The 20,469-nt window shown below is 72.0% G+C and carries 13 protein-coding genes; 12 read left to right on the top strand and 1 reads right to left on the bottom strand.

What is annotated here, in order from left to right:
* Positions 1-63 precede the first annotated feature (63 nt).
* Positions 64-2,805, top strand: coding sequence for a lysylphosphatidylglycerol synthase transmembrane domain-containing protein (locus tag AC3IYJ_RS25815; protein WP_489397123.1), 2,742 nt, complete (start codon positions 64-66; stop codon positions 2,803-2,805).
* Here AC3IYJ_RS25815 and AC3IYJ_RS25810 read toward each other — a convergent pair.
* On the bottom strand, positions 2,774-3,559 hold the full coding sequence (locus AC3IYJ_RS25810) for a YwiC-like family protein (RefSeq protein WP_489397122.1): 786 nt from the start codon (positions 3,557-3,559) through the stop codon (positions 2,774-2,776). The genes AC3IYJ_RS25815 and AC3IYJ_RS25810 overlap by 32 nt on opposite strands.
* A gap of 244 nt (positions 3,560-3,803) precedes the next feature.
* Here AC3IYJ_RS25810 and AC3IYJ_RS25805 point away from each other — a divergent pair, with 244 nt between their 5' ends.
* The 11 genes from AC3IYJ_RS25805 (at position 3,804) to AC3IYJ_RS25755 (ending at position 20,467) form a co-directional block, all read left to right on the top strand.
* Positions 3,804-7,514, top strand: coding sequence for a nitrate reductase subunit alpha (locus tag AC3IYJ_RS25805; protein ID WP_489397121.1), 3,711 nt, complete (start codon positions 3,804-3,806; stop codon positions 7,512-7,514).
* 4 nt (positions 7,515-7,518) lie between these two features.
* Positions 7,519-9,045, top strand: coding sequence for a nitrate reductase subunit beta (gene narH / locus AC3IYJ_RS25800; protein WP_489397120.1), 1,527 nt, complete (start codon positions 7,519-7,521; stop codon positions 9,043-9,045).
* Positions 9,042-9,755 (top strand): nitrate reductase molybdenum cofactor assembly chaperone, encoded by a 714-nt coding sequence (gene narJ, locus AC3IYJ_RS25795; RefSeq protein WP_489397119.1) that lies wholly within the window; start codon positions 9,042-9,044, stop codon positions 9,753-9,755. The genes narH and narJ overlap by 4 nt, the downstream gene beginning before the upstream one ends.
* On the top strand, positions 9,755-10,480 hold the full coding sequence (gene narI, locus AC3IYJ_RS25790) for a respiratory nitrate reductase subunit gamma (protein ID WP_489397118.1): 726 nt from the start codon (positions 9,755-9,757) through the stop codon (positions 10,478-10,480). Before narJ ends, narI begins: the two co-directional genes overlap by 1 nt.
* A complete protein-coding gene (locus tag AC3IYJ_RS25785; protein ID WP_489397117.1) occupies positions 10,477-11,676 on the top strand; it encodes a TIGR04053 family radical SAM/SPASM domain-containing protein in 1,200 nt (399 codons plus the stop codon). Before narI ends, AC3IYJ_RS25785 begins: the two co-directional genes overlap by 4 nt.
* Positions 11,677-11,738: 62 nt before the next feature.
* Positions 11,739-13,118 (top strand): protoporphyrinogen oxidase, encoded by a 1,380-nt coding sequence (gene hemG / locus AC3IYJ_RS25780; protein WP_489397116.1) that lies wholly within the window; start codon positions 11,739-11,741, stop codon positions 13,116-13,118.
* A gap of 201 nt (positions 13,119-13,319) precedes the next feature.
* Positions 13,320-13,994 (top strand): two-component system response regulator CseB, encoded by a 675-nt coding sequence (cseB, locus tag AC3IYJ_RS25775; protein ID WP_489402928.1) that lies wholly within the window; start codon positions 13,320-13,322, stop codon positions 13,992-13,994.
* Between the two features lie 5 nt (positions 13,995-13,999).
* Entirely contained in the window at positions 14,000-15,268 is a 1,269-nt protein-coding gene (locus AC3IYJ_RS25770; RefSeq protein WP_489397115.1) for an ATP-binding protein, read from the top strand.
* 134 nt (positions 15,269-15,402) lie between these two features.
* A complete protein-coding gene (locus AC3IYJ_RS25765; RefSeq protein WP_489397114.1) occupies positions 15,403-16,185 on the top strand; it encodes an ABC transporter ATP-binding protein in 783 nt (260 codons plus the stop codon).
* Between the two features lie 72 nt (positions 16,186-16,257).
* Entirely contained in the window at positions 16,258-18,795 is a 2,538-nt protein-coding gene (locus AC3IYJ_RS25760; RefSeq protein WP_489397113.1) for an ABC transporter permease, read from the top strand.
* Positions 18,796-18,877: 82 nt separating this feature from the next.
* Complete coding sequence (locus tag AC3IYJ_RS25755) at positions 18,878-20,467, top strand: alpha/beta hydrolase (RefSeq protein ID WP_489397112.1); 1,590 nt, start codon at positions 18,878-18,880, stop codon at positions 20,465-20,467.
* Positions 20,468-20,469 lie beyond the last annotated feature (2 nt).

Raw genomic sequence — 20,469 nt, 5'->3', positions numbered from 1 at the left:
ATCGGCCGCCGGTCCGTGCCACCATCTTCCGGGCGGTGACGCGTGATACGTGATCAAGAAGAGATGGAAGTGACGGAAAAGGAGCAGGGTGTGAGCCCTCCGGATGACGGTGCGACGGGGCACTCCGACGACCCCGCGGACCCCCCGGGCCGCTCCGAGGACTCCGAGGCCCCGCACGGGCACACCCCGACCGCCGCCGACCAGGTGGAGGTCGACGAGCCGCTGCTGGCCGCCCGTGTGCACCGCCCGTCCGACCTCGTACGGCTCCTCGTCGGTGTCCTCGGCATCGCCGTGGTACTCGGCATCGCCGCCTTCGCCCACGGCACCACCGCGGGCCTGGAAGCCGACATCAGCAACGGCACCGGCCAGGCGCCGGACGTGCTGATCAAGGTCGCCGGGCTGGTCTCCAGCATCGCCGTGCTCCTCGTACCGGTGGCCTTCGCCATCGAGCGGCTGATCAAGCGCGACGGGCTGCGCATCGCCGACGGCGTGCTCGCCGCGGTCCTCGCGCACGGAGTCACCCTCGCCACCGACCTGTGGGTCTCCCAGGGCGCCCCCTCCACCATCCAGGAGGCCCTCACCCGGCCCACCGGGGCGGGCGGGGCCCTCACCGATCCGGTGCACGGCTACCTCGCGCCCGTGATCGCGTACATGACCGCCGTCGGGATGACCCGGCGGCCGCGCTGGCGGGTCGCGCTGTGGGTGGTCCTGCTGCTGGACGCCTTCGCGATGCTGGTCAGCGGCTACACCACCCCCTTCTCGATCATCCTGACAGTGCTCATCGGCTGGAGCGTCGCGTACGGAACCCTGTACGCGGTCGGCTCGCCGAACGTCCGTCCCACTGGGCAGAACCTCCTCGCGGGCCTGCGCCGGGTCGGCTTCCAGCCGGTCAGCGCGATGCGCGCCGAGTCCCTGGAGGGCCCCGACAGCACCGAGGTCAGCGACCGCGGGCGGCGCTACCACGTCACCCTGGAGGACGGCCCGCCGCTGGACGTCACCGTCGTGGACCGGGAGCAGCAGGCCCAGGGCTTCTACTACCGGGTCTGGCGGCGCCTGACCCTGCGCGGCATCACCACCCGGCGCAGTCTCCAGTCGCTGCGCCAGGCCCTGGAGCAGGAGGCGCTGCTCGCCTACGCGGCCATCGCCGCCGGGGCAAACGCGCCCAAGCTCATCGCCACCTCCGAGCTCGGCCCGGACGCCGTGATGCTCGTCTACGAACACCTCGGCGGCCGGAGCCTGGACTCGCTGGCCGACGAGGAGATCACCGACGAGCTGAGCCGCAACGCCTGGGAACAGGTGCGGGCCCTGCAGTCGCGGCGCATCGCGCACCGGCGGCTGACCGGGGACGCCCTGGTGGTGGATCGTTCCGGCAGTACGGGTTCGGGCGGCTCGGGTTCGGGCGGCCCCGCGGGCACCATCACCCTGACCGACCTGCGCGGCGGCGAGATCGCGGCCGGCGACCTCGTGCTCCGCATGGACATCGCGCAGCTGCTCACCACCCTCGGCCTGCGGGTCGGCGCCGAGCGTTCGGTCGCCTCGGCGGTGTCCGTACTGGGTCCGGACGCGGTGGCGGACTGCCTGCCGCTGCTCCAGCCGATCGCGCTGAGCCGCTCCACCCGGGCCACGCTGCGCAAGCTCGCGCGGGAGCGTTCGGACCGGGAGCGGGAGGCGGTGCTGGAGTCCTCCCGGGCGGCGAAGGCCGCGCGCGAGGCGGACTCCGCTTCGCCGACCGCGCGCTCGGCGGCCGACCGCAAGGCCGAGAAGAAGGCGCTGGACGACGCGCTCGACGGGGCCCGCGAGGAGGACCTGCTGAGCCAGATCCGCCAGCAGGTCCTGCTGATCCGCCCGCAGGCGCCGGTGGAGCCGGCCCGGCTGGAACGGATCCGGCCGCGCACGCTGGTGTCCTTCATCGCGGGCGCCTTCGGCGCGTACTTCCTGCTCACGCAGCTCGCGCACGTCAACTTCGCAACGATCGTCAGCGAGGCGCGCTGGGGCTGGGTCGGGGCCGCGATGGCCTTCTCGGTCCTCACGTACTTCGCGGCGGCCATGAGCCTGCTGGGCTTCGTGCCGGAGCGGGTGCCGTTCCTGCGGACCGTACTGGCGCAGGTCGCCGGATCCTTCGTGAAGCTGGTGGCTCCGGCGGCGGTGGGCGGTGTCGCGCTCAACACCCGCTTCCTCCAGCGGGCCGGCATCCGGCCCGGACTGGCGGTGGCCAGCGTCGGCGCCTCGCAGCTCTTCGGGCTGGCCAGCCACATCCTGCTGCTGCTGTCCTTCGGCTATCTGACGGGCACCGAGAAGACCCCGGAGATGACCCCGTCCAGGACCGTGATCGCCGGTCTGCTGACGGTGGCCGTGCTGGTGCTGGTGGTCACGGCGGTGCCGTTCCTGCGGAAGTTCGTGGCGACCCGGGTACGGGCGCTGTTCGCGGGCGTGGTGCCGCGCATGCTGGACGTCCTGCAGCGGCCGCAGAAGCTCCTCACCGGCATCGGCGGGATGCTGCTGCTGACCGGCTGCTTCGTGATGTGCCTGGACGCGTCGATCCGCGCCTTCGGCGGCGGCGAGGCCATCAGCTACGCGAGCATCGCGGTCGTGTTCCTCGCGGGCAACGCGCTGGGTTCGGCGGCGCCGACTCCGGGCGGCATCGGCGCGGTGGAGACCACGCTGACGCTGGGGCTGATCGCGGCGGGGCTGGAGAACCAGGTGGCGATCTCCGCGGTGCTGCTGTTCCGGCTGATGACCTTCTGGCTGCCGGTGCTGCCGGGGTGGATCTCCTTCAACTTCCTGACGCGCAAAGAGGCGATCTGAGGCTCGCCTGGAAGACCAGCAGGAGTGATGTCAGGAGCGCGGCCGAGCAGGCGATTTCGACGGCTCCGATCACGGGTGCCCTGAGGCCCCGACCGGGGAGGGCGATCGCCCTGGCCAGGTAGGCGCCGAAGGGGATCGCCAGCCACGGGGAGAGGAAGACCGCCGCCAGGGCGAGGGCCGCCGCGTGGTGGGCCACCGATCCGCGGTAGTACGTACGGGAGTTCCGCTCGCGGATCATCGTCTTCACGTACGGGACGGTGCCCCCGAAGTACAGCAGGCAGGCCGCCGCCGGGGCCCAGGGCCGTCCCGCCCCGCCCAGGTGCGCGGCCACCAGCAGCATCCCGCAGGCCGGGACCACCGCCACCAGCCCGTTGATCAGCGCCCGCTCCCGGTTGCGCCGGGCGTACCAGGTGGTGACCGCCACGAACGGAGCCGCCGCCGCGCCCGCCAGGAGCAGCCAGGGGTGGGCCACCGCGAGCGGGATGCCGGCCGCCGCGCACGCCGCGCCGAGGACGAGCGCGGGGCGTACGTGTCCCCGCGCCACCGCCGGCCGCCGGGCGGCGACCCTGCGCAGGCGCAGCCACTGCTGTGCGTGGAAGAGGGCGCAGTAGCCGAGGAGCCAGGCCGCGAGGAGCGCCGCGTGCTCCCATCCCGGCCGGGGCGCCAGGAAGGTACCCGCGAGGAAGGGCACCGTCAGCATCGCCCAGGCCCCGTGCTGGTCGGGTATCCAGGCGGTGGCCTTCTTCGGTGACACGTTCCCGGGTCCTTCCTCTGATCGGCATTTCGATAATTGGTACGGAGACTCGTAATTTTCCGGGCCCGTAACGGAGTTGACCTCATCCAGCGTGACATCCGGTCGGCCTGTGAAAGACCGGAATTAGGTCATGCCCGCCCGGGACCTTTGTCATCGAATTCGCCTCCGGACCGGGCGTAGCGTCGTGTCTGGGCCATCTTGTCCTGGCCTCGCACCGCCTTTATTTCCGGCCTGGAGGGTCGCCTTGCACGAGCGCCACGGACGTCAGGAACACCAGGACGCCGCCGAATCTCTGATCAAGGCGGGCAGTTTCTTCACGCGCGGCGAGGTCTCGGACGACCTTCGCACCGTCCACAGGACCGGTGGCCGCGCCGCGGAGGCGTTCTACCGGGACCGCTGGAGCCACGACAAGGTCGTGTACTCCACCCACGGCGTGAACTGCACCGGCTCCTGCCGGTGGAAGGTGTACGTCAAGGACGGGATCATCACCTGGGAGACCCAGTCCACCGACTACCCCTCCGTCGGTCCGGACAGCCCCGAGTACGAACCGCGCGGCTGCCCGCGCGGAGCCTCGTTCTCCTGGTACTCCTACTCCCCCACCCGGGTGCGCTACCCCTACGTCCGCGGCACCCTCCTGGAGATGTACCGCGAGGCCAAGCAGCGGCTGGGCGATCCGGTCGAGGCCTGGGCCGACATCCAGGCCGATCCCGAGCGACGGCGCACGTACCAGCGGGCGCGCGGCAAGGGCGGGCTGGTGCGCGCGACCTGGGAGGAGGCGACGGAGATCGTCGCCGCCGCGCACGTGCACACCATCAAGGAGCACGGTCCGGACCGGGTCGCCGGCTTCTCGCCGATCCCGGCGATGTCGATGGCCTCGCACGCGGCCGGTGCCCGTTTCCACTCGCTCATCGGCGCGCCGATGCTGTCCTTCTACGACTGGTACGCCGACCTCCCGGTCGCCTCCCCGCAGGTCTTCGGCGACCAGACGGACGTCCCGGAGTCCGGTGACTGGTGGGACGCCGCCTACCTGATGATGTGGGGCTCCAACGTCCCCGTCACCCGCACCCCGGACGCCCACTGGATGGCCGAGGCCCGCTACCGCGGCCAGAAGGTCGTCACCGTCTCCCCGGATTTCGCCGACAACACGAAATTCGCCGACGAATGGATGCACCCGCACCCCGGTACGGACGGCGCTCTGGCCCTTGCGATGGGCCATGTCATCCTCAAGGAATTCTTCGTCGAGAAGGAGACCCCCTTCTTCGCCGATTACGTCCGGAAGTACACCGACCTGCCGTTCCTGGTTTCACTCACCGAGACCGAACAGGGTCTGGTTCCCGGAAAGTTCGTCACCGCCGCCGATCTCGGCCACACGCATGGTCTGGACGCGGGCGAGAACGCGCAGTGGAAGACCGTGCTGATCGACGACACGACCGGCGAGGTCGTCGTCCCGAACGGCACCCTCGGGCACCGCTGGGGCAAGAACGAGACGCCGGAGTGGAATCTCGAACTCGGCGACACCGTCCCGCGCCTGACCCTCCACGGCACCGCCGACGACAGCGTGGAGATCGTCCTGCCCCGCTTCGAGGACGACGAGCGGGGCGTGGACGCGAACGGCGAGCAGCGCGGCACGATCCGCCGCGGTGTGCCCGTACGGCGCCTCGGAGACCGGCTCGTCACCACCGTCTTCGACCTGATGCTGGCCCAGTACGGGGTCGGCCGCGAGGGCCTGCCCGGCGTCTGGCCGACGGGGTACGAGGACGCGTCCGCGCCCGGCACCCCCGGCTGGCAGGAGTCGCTGACCTCGGTCCCGGCGGCCCAGGCGGCGCGCGTGGCGCGGGAGTTCGCCGAGACCGCGGAGCAGTCGCAGGGCCGCTGCATGATCCTGATGGGCGCGGGCACGAACCACTGGTTCCACTCGGAGACCATCTACCGCGCCTTCCTCGCCCTGCTCACCCTCACCGGCTGCCAGGGCCGCAACGGCGGCGGCTGGGGCCACTACGTGGGTCAGGAGAAGTGCCGCCCGGTCACCGGCTGGGCCACCCTCGCTGCCGCCTCCGACTGGTCGCGCCCGCCGCGCCAGATGATCGGCGCGGCCTGGTTCTACCTGCACACCGACCAGTGGCGCTACGACACCCTGCCGGCCGAGGCCCTCGCCTCCCCGCTGGCCAGCGGTGCCTTCGAGGGGATGACGGGCTCGGACTGTCTGGCGGCGAGCACCCGGATGGGCTGGATGCCCTCGTACCCGACCTTCGACCGCAACCCGCTGGAGCTGGCGCAGGCCCAGGACCCGATCGCGGAGACGGTGCGGCAGCTCAAGAGCGGTGAGCTGGGCTTCGCCGGGGAGGACCCGGACGCCCCGCACAACTGGCCGCGCGTGCTCAATGTATGGCGGGCCAACCTGCTGGGCTCCAGCTCCAAGGGCAACGAGTACTTCCTCAAGCACCTCCTCGGCACGCACTCCAACCTCCCTGAGGACGGGCCGCGTTGCACGCCGAAGGACGTGACGTACCGGGAGGAGGACGTGGAGGGCAAGCTCGACCTGCTCATGTCCATGGACTTCCGGATGACGTCCACGACGCTCCTGTCCGACGTGGTCTTCCCCGCGGCCACCTGGTACGAGAAGCACGATCTGTCCTCGACGGACATGCACCCCTTCCTGCACGCCTTCAGCCCGGCCGTGGACCCGCCGTGGCAGGCCCGCTCGGACTACGACGCGTATCTGGCCCTGGCCGAGCGCTTCGGCGAGCTCGCCGGCACCCACCTGGGCGTCCGCAAGGACCTGGTCGCCACCGCGCTCCAGCACGACACCCCGGGCGGCGAAATGGCCCAGCCCGGCGGGGTCGCGCTGGACTGGTCGAAGGGCGAGTGCGAGCCCGTACCCGGCCGGACCATGTACAACCTGCAGGTCGTCGAGCGCGACTACGGTGCGGTCGGCGAGAAGTTCGCCGCGCTGGGCCCGCTCGTCGACGAGCTGGGCGTGACCACGAAGGCGGTCACCTTCGACGTGGCCGAGGAGGTCGCCTACCTCGGCGCGAAGAACGGCACGGTCCGCGGCGGGGTCGCCGACGGCCGCCCGCGCCTGGAGACCGCCCAGCAGGCCTGCGAGGCGATCCTCTCCCTCTCCGGCACCAGCAACGGCCGCCTCGCCACCCAGGGTTTCGAGACCCTGGAGAAGAAGGTCGGCACCCCGATGGCCCACCTGGCCGCCGAGGCCGAGGGCAAGCGGATCACCTTCGCCGACACCCAGGCCCGCCCGGTCCCGGTGATCACCTCGCCCGAGTGGTCGGGCTCCGAGTCCGGCGGGCGCCGGTACACGGCCTTCACGATCAACACCGAGCACCTCAAGCCCTGGCACACCCTCACCGGCCGCCAGCACTTCTTCATCGACCACGACTGGCTGCACGAGGTCGGGGAGTCCCTGCCCGTCTACAAGCCGCCGCTGAACATGCACACCCTGTACGGGGAGCCCGAGCTCGGCACGGTCGACGAGAAGACGAAGTCGGTGGCGGTGCGGTACCTGACCCCGCACAACAAGTGGGCGATCCACAGCCAGTACCAGGACAACCTCTACATGATGACGCTGGGCCGCGGCGGCCAGATGGTGTGGATTTCCCCGCAGGACGCCGACGCCATCGGCGTCGCGGACAACGACTGGATCGAGGCGGTCAACCGCAACGGCGTGGTCACCGCCCGCGCGATCGTCTCCCACAAGATGCCGCCCGGCACGGTCTACATGAACCACGCGCAGGAGCGCACGGTCGGCGTCCCCAAGACCGAGAAGACCGGCCGCCGCGGCGGCATCCACAACTCGCTGACCCGGGTGATGCTCAAGCCCACCCACCTCATCGGCGGATACGCCCAGCTGACCTGGGCCTTCAACTACCTCGGCCCGACCGGCAACCAGCGCGACGAGGTGACGGTCATCCGCCGCCGCGACCAGAAGGTGGAGTTCTAGAAATATGAAGGTCATGGCACAGGTCGCGATGGTCATGAACCTCGACAAGTGCATCGGCTGCCACACCTGCTCGGTCACCTGCAAGCAGGCGTGGACCAACCGGCAGGGCACCGAGTACGTCTGGTTCAACAACGTCGAGACCCTCCCCGGCCAGGGCTACCCGCGCCGCTGGGAGGACCAGGAGAAGTGGAAGGGCGGCTGGGAGCGCACCCGCTCCGGAAAGCTGCGGCTTCGCGCCGGCGGCCGGCTCGCCAAGCTGGGCAAGATCTTCGCGAACCCGGACCTCCCGGAGATCGACGACTACTACCAGCCGTGGACCTACGAGTACAAGAACCTCACCGAGGCCCCGGCGGGCGACGACATGCCCACCGCCCGGCCCGTCTCGCAGATCACCGGCGAGCCGATCGACAAGATCGAGTGGGGTCCGAACTGGGACGACAACCTCGGCGGCGCCCCCACGCACGCGCCGAAGGACCCGATCGTCGAGAAGATCCGCGACGAGGTCGGCGAGAAGATCCGCTTCGAGTTCGAGCAGAGCTTCATGTTCTACCTCCCCCGCATCTGCGAGCACTGCCTCAACCCGGCGTGCGTCTCCTCCTGCCCCTCGGGCGCGATGTACAAGCGCGAGGAGGACGGCATCGTCCTGGTCGACCAGGACCAGTGCCGCGGCTGGCGCATGTGCGTGAGCGGATGCCCGTACAAGAAGGTGTACTTCAACCATCAGACCGGCAAGGCCGAGAAGTGCACCTTCTGCTTCCCGCGCATCGAGGTCGGCATGCCCACCGTGTGCTCGGAGACCTGCGTCGGCCGGATGCGCTACCTCGGCGTGATGCTCTACGACGCCGACAAGGTCGCCGAGGCCGCCTCCGTCGAGGACGAGCACGACCTCTACCCCGCGCAGGTCGAGTGCTTCCTCGACCCGGACGACCCGGCCGTGATCGCCGCCGCCCGCGCGGCCGGCATCACCGACGAGTGGCTCGACGCGGCGCGCAGGTCCCCGGTCTACGACCTGATCGCCACCTACCAGGTGGCCCTCCCGCTCCACCCGGAATACCGCACGATGCCGATGGTCTGGTACGTGCCCCCGCTCTCCCCCGTGGTCGAGGCGGTCGCCGCCACCGGCAGCGACGGCGAGGACGCCGGCAACCTCTTCGGAGCCATCGACGCCCTGCGCATCCCCGTCGAGTACCTCGCCGCGATCCTCACGGCCGGCGACACCCAGCCGGTGGAGGCGGTGCTGCGCCGGATGGCCGCGATGCGCGCCCACATGCGCCGGATCAACCTCGGCGAGGAGAAGGACGAGTCGATCGCGAGGGCCGTCGGGCTGTCCGGGCAGGAGATGGAGGACATGTTCCGCCTGCTGGCGATCGCCAAGCTCGAGGACCGCTTCGTGATCCCGAGCGCCGCCCGCGCCGACGCCGAGGCGCTCTCCGAATCCCACCCGCTGGACATCGAGCCGGGCTGCCCGGTCGGCGAGGTCCGCGAACCCCGGGTGATGCTCAACCTCAGTCCCACCAGGAGGAGTTCGTGACCGGATATCCGAGCACCGGGGATGCGCTGGTACGGCTGGTCGCGGGCTGCGTGCTGCAGTACCCCGGCGACCACTTCCACGATGAACTCCCCCGGCTCCGTGCGGCCCTCACCGGGGCGCCCGCCGAACCGGCCCGACTGCTCGGCGCGTTCCTCGACGAGGCCGAGGAGCAGACCCCGATCGAGCTGTGCGCGCAGTACACCTCGACCTTCGACACCCGCAACCGGCGCTGCCTCTATCTCACCTGGTGGGTGGACGGCGACACCCGTCGGCGCGGGCTGTCCCTGGTCCGGCTGAAGCGGATCTACCGGGACTTCGGGCTGGAGTTCGCAGCTGCGGAGCTGCCCGACTTCCTGCCGGTGGCCCTGGAGTTCGCCGCCCGCGAGGAGGAGGCGGGCACCGAGCTGCTGCAGGAGCACCGGGCCGGGCTGGAACTACTGCGGCTCGCGCTCGTCGAGGCGGGATCCCCGTACGCCCAGGTGCTGGAGGCCGTCTGCGCGACGCTGCCCGGCCCCTCCCCCGAGACCAAGGCCGAGGCGAAGGCGCTGGCGAAGAACGGGCCGCCGCAGGAACTGGTCGGCGCGGGCTCGCCCCTGGAGCCGTTCGGGCCCGGCATCGACATGCCCGCGGCTGCAGTGAATCAGAGGGGCCCGTCCTCGGCCCCCACCGACCTTCCGTGGCCCACCACCCCCGAAAGGATGCCCGCCTGATGGACCTCCTCCTGTGGGGCGTACTCCCGTACGTCTCGATCGCCCTGCTCATCGCGGGCACGGTCTGGCGGGCCCGGTTCGACAAGTTCGGCTGGACCACCCACTCCTCGCAGCTGCACGAGTCGCGGCTGCTGCGCATCGGCTCGCCGCTCTTCCACTTCGGCATGCTCTTCGTGGTCGTCGGCCACGTCGTCGGCCTGCTGGTCCCCAAGAGCTGGACCGACGCGGTGGGCCTGAGCGACCACGCGTACCACCTGATGGCGGTCTCCACCGGCACGCTCGCGGGTGTCGCGGCCGCCGTGGGCATCGGCATCCTGGTCTACCGGCGCTTCAAGGTGCCGGCGGTGCGCAAGGCCACGCTGCGCAGCGACCACCTGATGTACACCTTCCTGCTCGGCGCGATGGTCCTGGGCATGACGGCGACGGCTCTGAACTCCACCGGGATGACCAACGACTACAACTACCGCGACGGCATCTCGCTGTGGTTCCGCAGCCTGTTCACCTTCACCCCGGACTACCACCTGATGGCGGGCGCCCCCCTCGCCTTCAAGATCCACATCCTGTTCGGCTTCACGCTGTTCGCGCTGATCCCGTACTCGCGGCTGGTGCACATGTTCTCGGTGCCGCTGAAGTACCTCTTCCGGCCCTACGTGGTCTACCGCAAGCGGGACCCGAAGCTGCTCGCCAACCGCCGCACCAAGCGCGGCTGGGAGCGCGTCTCGTGAACCGGCCCCCGACGAGGACGGTGGTCCGCCGGCCCCGGCACGACGTCTCCGACCGGCCCTTCATCGTGATCTGGGAGGCCACCCGGGCCTGCCCGCTGGCCTGCCTGCACTGCCGGGCCGAGGCGCAGACCGCCCGCCATCCCGAGGAGCTCGACGGCTCCGCCGCCCGCCGGGTGATGGACCAGATCGCCGCCTTCGGCAAGCCCAGCCCGCTCTTCGTCATCACCGGCGGGGACCCCTTCCAGCGCGCCGACCTCACCGACCTGGTGGCGTACGGGACCTCGCTCGGCCTGCGGGTCGCGGTGTCCCCGTCCGGTACGCCGACGCTGACCCGGGAGAACCTCGTAGCCGTGCGGGAGGCGGGCGCCATCGCGCTCTCGCTCTCGCTGGACGGCTCGACGGCCGAGCGGCACGACGCCTTCCGCGGCGTGCCCGGGGTGTACGACTGGACGCTGGACGGCTGGCGCACCGCGCGGGAGCTCGGGCTCAAGGTCCAGATCAACACCACGGTCACCCGCGACAGCCTCGCGGACCTCGCCGACATCGCGGCCCTCGTCAAGCGCGAGCGCGCGATGCTCTGGTCGGGGTTCATCCTGGTCCCGACCGGGCGCGGCGAGCAGCTGGACCCGCTCACCGCCGCGGAGATCGAGGACGTACTGCACTTCCTGTACGACTGCGGGGCGGTGATGGCCACCAAGACCACGGAGGGCCACCACTTCCGCCGGGTCGCGCTCCAGCGCACCGTCCTCGACGCGCGCGGCGAGCGGCCGGTCCTGGGGGAGCTCTACGAGCGCCTCACCGCCCGCGCCCGCGAGCTGGGGGTCTTCGCGGGCGAGCAGCGGGCGGTGCGCCGCCCGCCGATGGACGTCTCCTCGGGCCGCGGATTCGTCTTCATCTCGCACACCGGCGACGTGCACCCCAGCGGGTTCCTGCCGGTCTCGGCGGGCAACGTGAAGAACCATCCACTGACCGAGATCTACCGGGGCTCGGCGCTGTTCACCAAGCTCCGCGACCCCTCGCTGCTGCGCGGGAAGTGCGGGGCGTGCGAGTTCAAGGCGGTGTGCGGGGGGTCGCGCTCGCGGGCGTACGGCTTCACGCGCGACGTGCTGGAAGCCGACCCGTACTGCGCGTACGAACCGGGGAGCTTCCCCTATCAGGAGGACCTCAGGGCTTTGGCCGAAAGCATGAGGCGCTGACCACTGGGTTCTCATATGTTTCATATGGGAACATATCGGCCTCGGGGCCACGGGAGAACACAATGCGTTCAGTGATCGTCATCGGTGGCGGAATCAGCGGTCTGGCCGCCGCGTGGCAGTTGCGCGGCCAGGCGGACGTGACCGTTCTGGAGAGCAACGCCAAGGTCGGCGGGAAGCTCCGTACGGGCACCATCGCCGGAATCACCGTCGACGAGGGTGCGGAGTCGCTGATGGCCCTGCGGCCGGAGGCCGTGGAACTGGCCGCCGCCGTCGGACTCGGCGGCGCCCTGTGCGACCCGGCGAAGGCCCCCACCACCATCTGGACCAACGGCGCACTGCGCCCCCTGCCCGCCGGGCACGTGATGGGCGTCCCGACCGACCCCGCCGCGCTGATCGGCACCGGCCTCCTCTCCCCCGAGGGCGTCACCCGCGTCGCCGCCGAGGAGACCCTCCCCGCCACCGCGCTGACCGAGGACTGCTCGGTCAGCGCGTACCTGGCCGACCGCTTCGGCCAGGAGGCCGTCGACCGCCTCATCGAACCCATGCTGGGCGGGGTCTACGCGGGCCTCGCCGACCGGCTCTCGCTGCGCGCCGCCATGCCGCGGATCGCGGCCCTCGCGGAACAGGGCACCCCCCTCCTGCCCGCCCTGCGCCGGATGCGCGCCGCGGGCGCCCCGCGCTCGGCGGCCGTGGCCGTCCAGGGGGTCGTCGGCGGCACCGGACGCTTCCCGGCCGCGGTCGCGGAATCCTGCGGAGCCCGCATCCTCACCGGCACGACGGCCCGCTCGCTCCAGCGCGTGGCGGGCGACCGGTGGCGCGTCCAGGCGATGACCGGCGACGGCGCGCTGACCATGGAGGCGGACGCGGTGATCCTCGCCCTGCCCGCCTTCGCGGCGGCCGAACTGCTGCGCCCCCACTCGCCCATGGCCGAGGACGAGCTCTCCTCGATCCCGCACGCGTCGACGGCCGTCATCACCATGGCCTTCTCCCGCGCCCAGGCCCATTTCCTCCCCGAGGGCAACGGCTTCCTGGTCCCGCCGGTCGACGGCCACGTCCTCAAAGCCGCGTCCTTCCTCTCCAACAAGTGGTCCTGGCTGCGCGACGCGGCCCCCGAGACCTTCGTCCTGCGCGCCTCCATCGGCCGCTTCGGCGAGGACGCCCTCCTCGGCCGCCCCGACCGCCACCTGATCCGCTCGGCCATCGCCGAGCTCCACCACGCGGTGGGCCCGATGGGCGAACCCTTGGCCGCCCGCGTCACCCGCTGGGACCGCGGCCTGCCCCAGTACGGGGTGGGCCACCGCGAGCGCGTCGAGCGGATCCGCGAGGCCGCCGCCAAGCTCCCCGGGCTCGCCCTGTGCGGCGCGGCCTACGAGGGCGTCGGCGTCGCCGCCTGCGTCGCCACGGGCCGTAACGCTGCGAAGCAGATCCTGTCGCAGCCGTAGGAATTGCCCGCCCTTTGTATCGGGCGGGTATCGGGAAGCGCTTGACCAGCCATCCGATCGGAATGCCGGGCCGTGGCGGGCCGGGCCGCGCTCACCGCTGCCATATCGTTCCCCTCAGGTCGCCGTACGCCGAACAGGAGTCATCCGCCCGTGTCCTCCCCCGCTCCGGTCCACGTGCTGCTGGTGGAGGACGACGACCTGATGCGCCGGTCCTTCACCGTCGCCCTGGAGCGCTACGGCTACCGGGTGAAGGCCGCCGCCGACGGCCTCACCGGCCTCGAATCCTTCCGCGAGGGCACCTTCGACGTCCTGATCCTGGACGTGATGCTGCCCGGCCTGGACGGGATCGGCCTGTGCCGCCGGGTCCGGGAGAGCAGCCTGGTGCCCGTCCTGATGATGTCGGCCCGCGGCGACGGGCTGGACATCGTCGCCGGCCTGGAGGCCGGGGCCGACGACTACGTGGTCAAACCCGTGGACACCAACGTGCTGGTGGCACGCATCCGTTCACTGCTCCGGCGCGCGACCTACGCGCCCGCCCCGGCGGCCGGACGCACCGCGGGCGACGGGCCGGAACCGGCGCCCTCCGAGGGGGAGCTGCTGACCTTCGGGGACCTGACCATCCACACCGGCGGCCTGGACGTGTCCGTCGACGGCAGCCCGGTGGCACTGACCCCGACCGAACTGAAGCTGCTGCTGGAGTTCGCCGCGCACCCCGGCGTCGTCCTGGAGCGGCACACCCTGCTGCGCAACGTCTGGGACTACGGCTGGGACGGCGACAGCCGGGTCGTGGACCTGTGCGTGCAACGGCTGCGCGGCAAGCTCGGCCGGGACCGGATCGAGACGGTCCGCGGCTTCGGCTACAAGCTCAGGCGCTGAGTCAGGTGCCCCCGTCCGATCGGCCGCGACCGCCCCGGGTGACCCTGCGCTGGAAGATCGCCGCGCTGGCGGCGGCCGCCGCCTGCCTGGTCGCAGTGGTGGTGGGCCTGCTGGTCCACGCATGGACCGCCCACGACATCCGGCACCGGGCCGAACGGCGGGCCCACGACGCCGTGATCTCCGCCACGGACGTCTACCGGCGCACCGGGACCCTCGCCAGCGGCGCCGAGCTCGATCCGGCCGAGCTCCCGTACGCGCTGCAGAACCCGACCGACGACGGACCGCACGTGTCCTACGGCGGCACCCTCCCCGGGAGCATGGACCCGACCGTCTGGGGAGCCCAGCGCACCGCCGGGCCGGGCAGCCCAGTGCTCGGCGTCCAGATCGCGATCACCGCGGAGTTCCGCGAGCTGTACCGGCTCGACCGGACCATGGCGTTGGCCTCGCTCATCGCCCTCGCGGTCACCACACCCCTGGCGGCCTACGGAGCCGGGGTGCTCGCCCGGCGGCTGCGGCGGGTCTCGCAGACCGCGGTCCGGATCTCCACCGGGGACCTGGACGCCCGTACCGGACCCACCAGGGGCCGCGACGAGGTGTCCGACATCGCCGCCACCGTCGACCTCATGGCCGACACCCTCAGCCGACGGCTCCACGACGAGCGCCGGTTCACCGCGGACGTGGCCCACGAACTGCGCACCCCCGTCGGCGGTCTGCTGGCGACCGCCGACCTGCTGCCCGCCGGTGAGACGGAGGACCTGCTCCGGGCCCGGGTGCGCGATCTGCGCGGCCTGGTCGAGGACCTGCTGGAGATCTCCCGGCTGGACGCCGGAGCCGAACAGCCGGTCCGCGCCCGGGTGCCGCTCGACGCGGTCGTACGGGAGGCCGTGGAGCGCACCGGCTTCGACACGGAGGTCACCGTCACCGGCGCCGCGCCCGAGTCCGCGCGCACGCCGGAGACGGTGGAGACCGACCCGCGCCGTCTCGAACGGATCGTCGGCAACCTCGTCATCAACGCCCACCGGCACGGGCGCACCCCGGTGGAGGTCGTCGTCGACGGCCGCACCGTCGTCGTGCGCGACCACGGCCCCGGCTTCCCCGAGCACCTGCTGCGCGACGGCCCCCGCCGATTCCAGACGGGCGCCGCCGAGCGCGGCTCGGGCCACGGCCTGGGCCTGACCATCGCCCTGGGCCAGGCCCGGCTCCTCGGCGCCGAGCTCCGCTTCACCAACGCCCCGGACGGAGGAGCCGTCGCCACGCTGCGCCTGCCGCACTGAACGACCGGCCCCATGGAACCCCTACACAACCGATACGAACCGGAGCGACCGCCGATACGAGGCGCCCCGGGGCCCCGATACGTTCCCCGGACACCCTTCGGAGTGCACCGTCCGCACCCGTAGAGGAGTCCCCCGTGACCGCCGCCCCCCTTGCCCCGAACACGCTGCACGCGCCGACCGGCATCGCGGCCGCCACCACCGGCCTGTCGAAGGTCTACGGCAGCGCGGACACCCGCGTCGTGGCCCTGGACGACGTCAGCATCTCCTTCCGCGAGGGCGAGTTCACCGCGATCATGGGCCCCTCCGGCTGCGGCAAGTCCACCCTGATGCACTGCGCCGCCGGGCTCGACTCCTTCAGCTCCGGCTCCGTCCGGATCGGCACCACGGAACTGGGCGCGCTGGGCGACGAGCAGCTCACCCGGCTGCGCCGCGACCGCGTCGGCTTCATCTTCCAGGCGTTCAACCTGCTGCCGACTCTGACCGCACTGGAGAACATCACCCTCCCGCTCACCGTCGCCGGCCGGAAGCCCGACCGGCAGTGGCTGGACCACGTGGTCTCGATGACCGGCCTCTGCGACCGCCTCGGACACCGCCCCGGCCAGCTGTCCGGCGGGCAGCAGCAGCGCGTCGCCGTGGCCCGGGCCCTGGTCTCCCGGCCCGCGATCGTCTTCGGCGACGAGCCCACCGGAAACCTCGACTCCCGCGCCGGGGCCGAGGTGCTCGGCTTCCTGCGCGATTCGGTGCGCGAGCTGGGCCAGACCGTGGTCATGGTCACCCACGACCCCGTCGCCGCCGGCTACGCCGACCGCGTGGTCTTCCTCTCCGACGGCCGCCTGGTCGACGAGATGACGCGGCCCACCGCGGACCGGGTCCTGGACCGGATGAAGGCCTTCGACGCCCGCTCCCGCACGAGCTGACCCGTCGGCCTTCCCGCACCGCACCAGCCGCCCGCCCGCTTCCCCGGGCCCGCCCCCCAGGATCCGCATCCCATGTTCCGTACCGCCCTGCGCAACGTCCTCGCGCACAAGGCCCGCCTGCTGATGACCGTCTTCGCGGTCATGCTCGGGGTCACCTTCGTCACCGGCAGCCTCGTCTACGGCGACAGCACGAAGCAGGCCACCGCCGACCGGGCGAGCGCAGGCTACGACCGCATCTCCCTCAACCTTTCGGCCAACGCCCACCCGGGCGGCCCCCCGGCCACCCTCGACGCCCGCACCGCGGCCACCCTTGCCGAGGTCCCCGGAGTCGCCGCCGCCGCGGGCCGCGTCGACGGCTTCGCGGCCGTCGCCGACCGCGAGGGCCGGCTGCTGGGCAGCGCCGACTGGCGCAAGGGCGGCAACTTCGCCCCGACCAAGGACGGAACGGACCCCGCCTACCGGTTCAGCGAAGGTTCCGGCCCGGCGGACGGCCACACGATCGCCCTCGACGAGGCGAGCGCCGCCAAGGGCGGCTACCGCATCGGTGACAGCGTCCGCGTCGGCACGGGCACCGGAGCCGAGTCCTACCGGCTCAGCGGCATCTTCCGGACCGACGCCTCCAAGCTCACCCCCGGCGGCAGCCTCGTGCTGTTCGACGACGCCACCGCCCAGCGGCTGTTCCTGGAGCCCGGCCGGTGCACGACCGTCGAAATCACCGCCGCACCCGGCACCGACCCCACGCAGCTCCTCGCCCGGGTCAAGGCCGCCGCCCCCACGGACACCACCGTGGTCACCGGCGCCTTCCTCGCCCGACTCCAGGCGAACCGCGTCTCCAGCGACAGCGACACCATGAGCCAGATCATGGTGGGCTTCGCGGCGGTCGCCCTGTTCGTGGCCACCTTCCTCATCTCCAACACCTTCACCATGCTGATCTCCCGGCGCACCAGGGAACTGGCCCTGATGCGCGCCGTCGGCGCCTCCCGCAAGCAGGTGCGGCGCATCCTGCTGGCCGAGTCCGTCCTCGTCGGCCTGATCGCCTCCGTGGCCGGCATCGTGGCCGGCACCGGGGTCGCCGCCCTGCTCCAGACGCTCTTCGCCCCCGCCGACAGCCCGGCCGCCCCGCTGGTCCTCCTCCCCGCCACCGTGATCATCGCGCTGGTGGTCGGCACCGCCCTGCCGGTGATCGCCGCGTGGGTCCCGATCCGCCGTGCCATGGCCATCCCGCCCGTCGCCGCACTCGGCGCGGCCGAGCCCCCGGCGCCCGCGCGGACCGGGTCCCTGCGCACCGGCATCGGCGCCGCGCTGGTGTTCACCGGCACCGCCGCCGTGATGTACGGAGCCCTCGCCGCGGATTCGGACTCGAAGGACGCCCGGACCGTCATCGGCCTCGGCGCCGCCCTCGCCATGGCCGGGACGATCACCCTCATCCCGCTGCTGTCCCGGCCGTTCGTCGCCCTGCTCCGGCCGCTGCTGATCCGCCTGAGCCCGGTGCACGGGGACCTCGCCGCCCGCAACACCGTGCGCGACCCGCGCCGTACCGGTGCCACCGCCGCCGCGCTCGCCATCGCCCTCACCCTCGCCTCGGGCCTGTCCGTACTCGGCGCCTCCGCCACCCAGTACCTCGACGGCGCGACCACCCGCGACCTCACCGCCGACTATCTGGTGCAGGCCCCCTCGGGCGGGCAGCGGATGACCCCCGCCACCGCGGAGCCCCTCAAGAAGCTGACCGGCGCCACCTACAGCCCGCTCAACCAGTCCACCGAGTACCGGATCGAGGGCGTCCGCTCCGTCCTGACCGGCGTCGACCCCGCCGCCATCGGCCGCCTCCTGCGCTACGAGGTCACCGAGGGCTCCCTCGACAGCCTGGGCCAGGGAAAGATCGCGATCGCCGACTACAAGGCCAGGGCCAACGGCTGGAAGGTCGGCCAGAAGCTCACGGTGAAGCGGCAGGACAAGCAGGGCGAGGTCACCGTCGGCGCGATCTACCGGGCGGAGGAACAGAGCAAGGTACTGCCCAGCATCACCGCACCCGACTCCCTGGTCTCCCGGTACGACGCCGCCCCGCACACCGACGCGATCGTCGTGGCCACCGCCGGCGGACCCGGCCGGGCCCAGCTCGCGAGCGTCGTCAAGGCCCTCGGCGACAACCCCGCCCTGTCGGTCCTCGACAAGGAGGGCATCCGGGCCGAGGACACCAGCGGCATCGGCGACCAGCTCAACATCTTCTACGCCCTGCTCAGCATGGCCCTGGTGATCGCCGCCCTGGGCATCGCCAACACCCTCGCGATGTCCGTACTCGAACGCCGCAAGGAGATCGGCACGCTGCGCGCCATCGGCCTGGACCGCGCCGGAGTGACCCGGATGATCCGCACGGAGGCCCTGCTCGTCGGCGCCCTCGGCGCGGTCGTCGGCACGGTCACGGGTGTCTTCATGGGCTGGGCCATGGGCCGCACCCTCCAGGAGAGCGTCGCCGGATACGCCCTGGTCATCCCCTGGGGACGGCTCGCCCTCGGTGTCCTGCTGGCCATGGCCGGCGCCCTGCTCGCCTCGCTCTGGCCGGCCCGCCGGGCCGCCCGCGTCGACATCCCCGCCGCCACGGCGGCGCACTGACGGACGGCTCCCCGCGCCCCCGCGCTGACCCGGATGGGTCAGCGCGGGGGCGCAAGTGGCGGCGCACGCACAGGATGAGGACATGCCGACACACGCCCTGCGGGTCGCCGCTTCCGCCGCCGTCGCCGCCGCTCTGCTCGCCACCAGTGCCTGTTCCGACGGCGGCCAGGAGAAGCGGGGCAAGGACGGCGCCGCCCAGGGGGCCAAGGCCCTGAAGTGGGGGGACTGCGAGGCCCCCACCGCGGCCGAGGGCGGCGGGCAGGTGCCCGGCAAGGACTGGCAGTGCGCCGTCCTGGAGGTGCCCCTCGACTACGCCAAGCCCGAGGGCGAGACCATCGAGCTGGCGCTCATCCGGGCCAAGGCGCGCGACAAGGACAAGCGGATCGGGTCCCTGGTCTTCAACTTCGGCGGGCCCGGCGGCTCCGGCATCACCACCCTGCCCGGGGCGGCGAGCGAGTACGCGGCCCTGCGCGACCGCTACGACCTGGTCAGCTTCGACCCGCGCGGGGTCGGCCGCAGCGCGCCCGTGAAGTGCGAGGACGACAAGCAGCTGGACGCGTACTACGCCTCCGACTCCTCCCCCGCCACCCCGGAGCAGGAGAAGGTCTTCCTCGACGGCATCGACAAGTACCAGAAGGCGTGCGAGGCGAACTCCGGCAAGGTGCTGCCCTACGTGGGCACCGAGAACGCCGCCCGCGACCTGGACCGGATCCGCCGGGCCCTCGGCGACGAGAAGCTGAACTACTTCGGCATCTCCTACGGCACCGAGCTCGGCGGGGTCTACGCCCACCTCTTCCCCAAGAACGTCGGCCGGGCCGTCTTCGACGCCGTCGTCGACCCGACCAAGACCTCGGAGGAAGGGGCCCTCGGGCAGGCCAAGGGCTTCCAGCTCGCGCTCGGCAACTTCGCCCAGGACTGCGTGAACCGCGGGGACGCCTGCCGGCTCCAGGGCAGCACCGCCAAGGAGATCGAGGCGAACGTCATCGAGCTCCAGAAGAAGCTGGCGGCCAAGCCCATCGCCGGTATCGGCGACCGCATGCTGACGGAGACCGCCGCGACCAACGGCATCGCCCAGTCCCTGTACTCCAAGGAGCTGTGGCCGCTGCTGGAGCAGGGCCTCGACGAGGCCGACGGCGGGCAGGGCCAGCTGCTGCTCGCCCTCTCGGACGCCCTCAACGGGCGCGACCAGCAGGGCCGGTACAGCAACATCGGCGCCGCGAACGCGGCGATCAACTGCGCCGACTCCAAGGAGCGGCCCACCCTCGCCCAGACGAAGGCGAAGCTGCCGGAGTTCCGCGCCGCCTCGCCCGTCTTCGGGGACTTCCTCGGCTGGGCCATGATGAGCTGCACCGACTGGCCCGTGGCCGGCGCCTGGAGCACCCCGGACGTCTCCGCCCCCGGCTCGGCCCCGATCCTGGTGATCGGCAACACCGGCGACCCGGCGACCCCGTACGAGGGCGCCCGCAAGATGGTCGAGCGGCTCGGCAAGGGGGTCGGCGTGGAGCTGACCTACAAGGGCGAGGGCCACGGGGCGTACAACAGCGGCGACAAGTGCGTGCAGCAGGCGGTGAACTCCTACCTTCTGGACGGGAAGGTGCCCGGCGCGAACACCGTCTGCACGCCGTCGCCCGCCACCTCCGCGTCCCCCTCGCCCGCGGTCTCGGCTCTCTGAGC

Source organism: Streptomyces sp. GL_140, from assembly GCF_057834465.1.
This window is presented reverse-complemented; position numbering and strand designations above follow the sequence as displayed.

What these genes read in the sequence shown, in the direction of transcription:
- AC3IYJ_RS25815 (WP_489397123.1), top strand. Translation starts at nt 64, where the DNA reads ATGGAAGTGACGGAAAAGGAGCAGGGTGTGAGCCCTCCGGATGACGGT.
- narH (WP_489397120.1), top strand. Translation starts at nt 7,519, where the DNA reads ATGAAGGTCATGGCACAGGTCGCGATGGTCATGAACCTCGACAAGTGC.
- narI (WP_489397118.1), top strand. Translation starts at nt 9,755, where the DNA reads ATGGACCTCCTCCTGTGGGGCGTACTCCCGTACGTCTCGATCGCCCTG.
- hemG (WP_489397116.1), top strand. Translation starts at nt 11,739, where the DNA reads ATGCGTTCAGTGATCGTCATCGGTGGCGGAATCAGCGGTCTGGCCGCC.
- cseB (WP_489402928.1), top strand. Translation starts at nt 13,320, where the DNA reads ATGCGCCGGTCCTTCACCGTCGCCCTGGAGCGCTACGGCTACCGGGTG.
- AC3IYJ_RS25760 (WP_489397113.1), top strand. Translation starts at nt 16,258, where the DNA reads ATGTTCCGTACCGCCCTGCGCAACGTCCTCGCGCACAAGGCCCGCCTG.
- AC3IYJ_RS25755 (WP_489397112.1), top strand. Translation starts at nt 18,878, where the DNA reads ATGCCGACACACGCCCTGCGGGTCGCCGCTTCCGCCGCCGTCGCCGCC.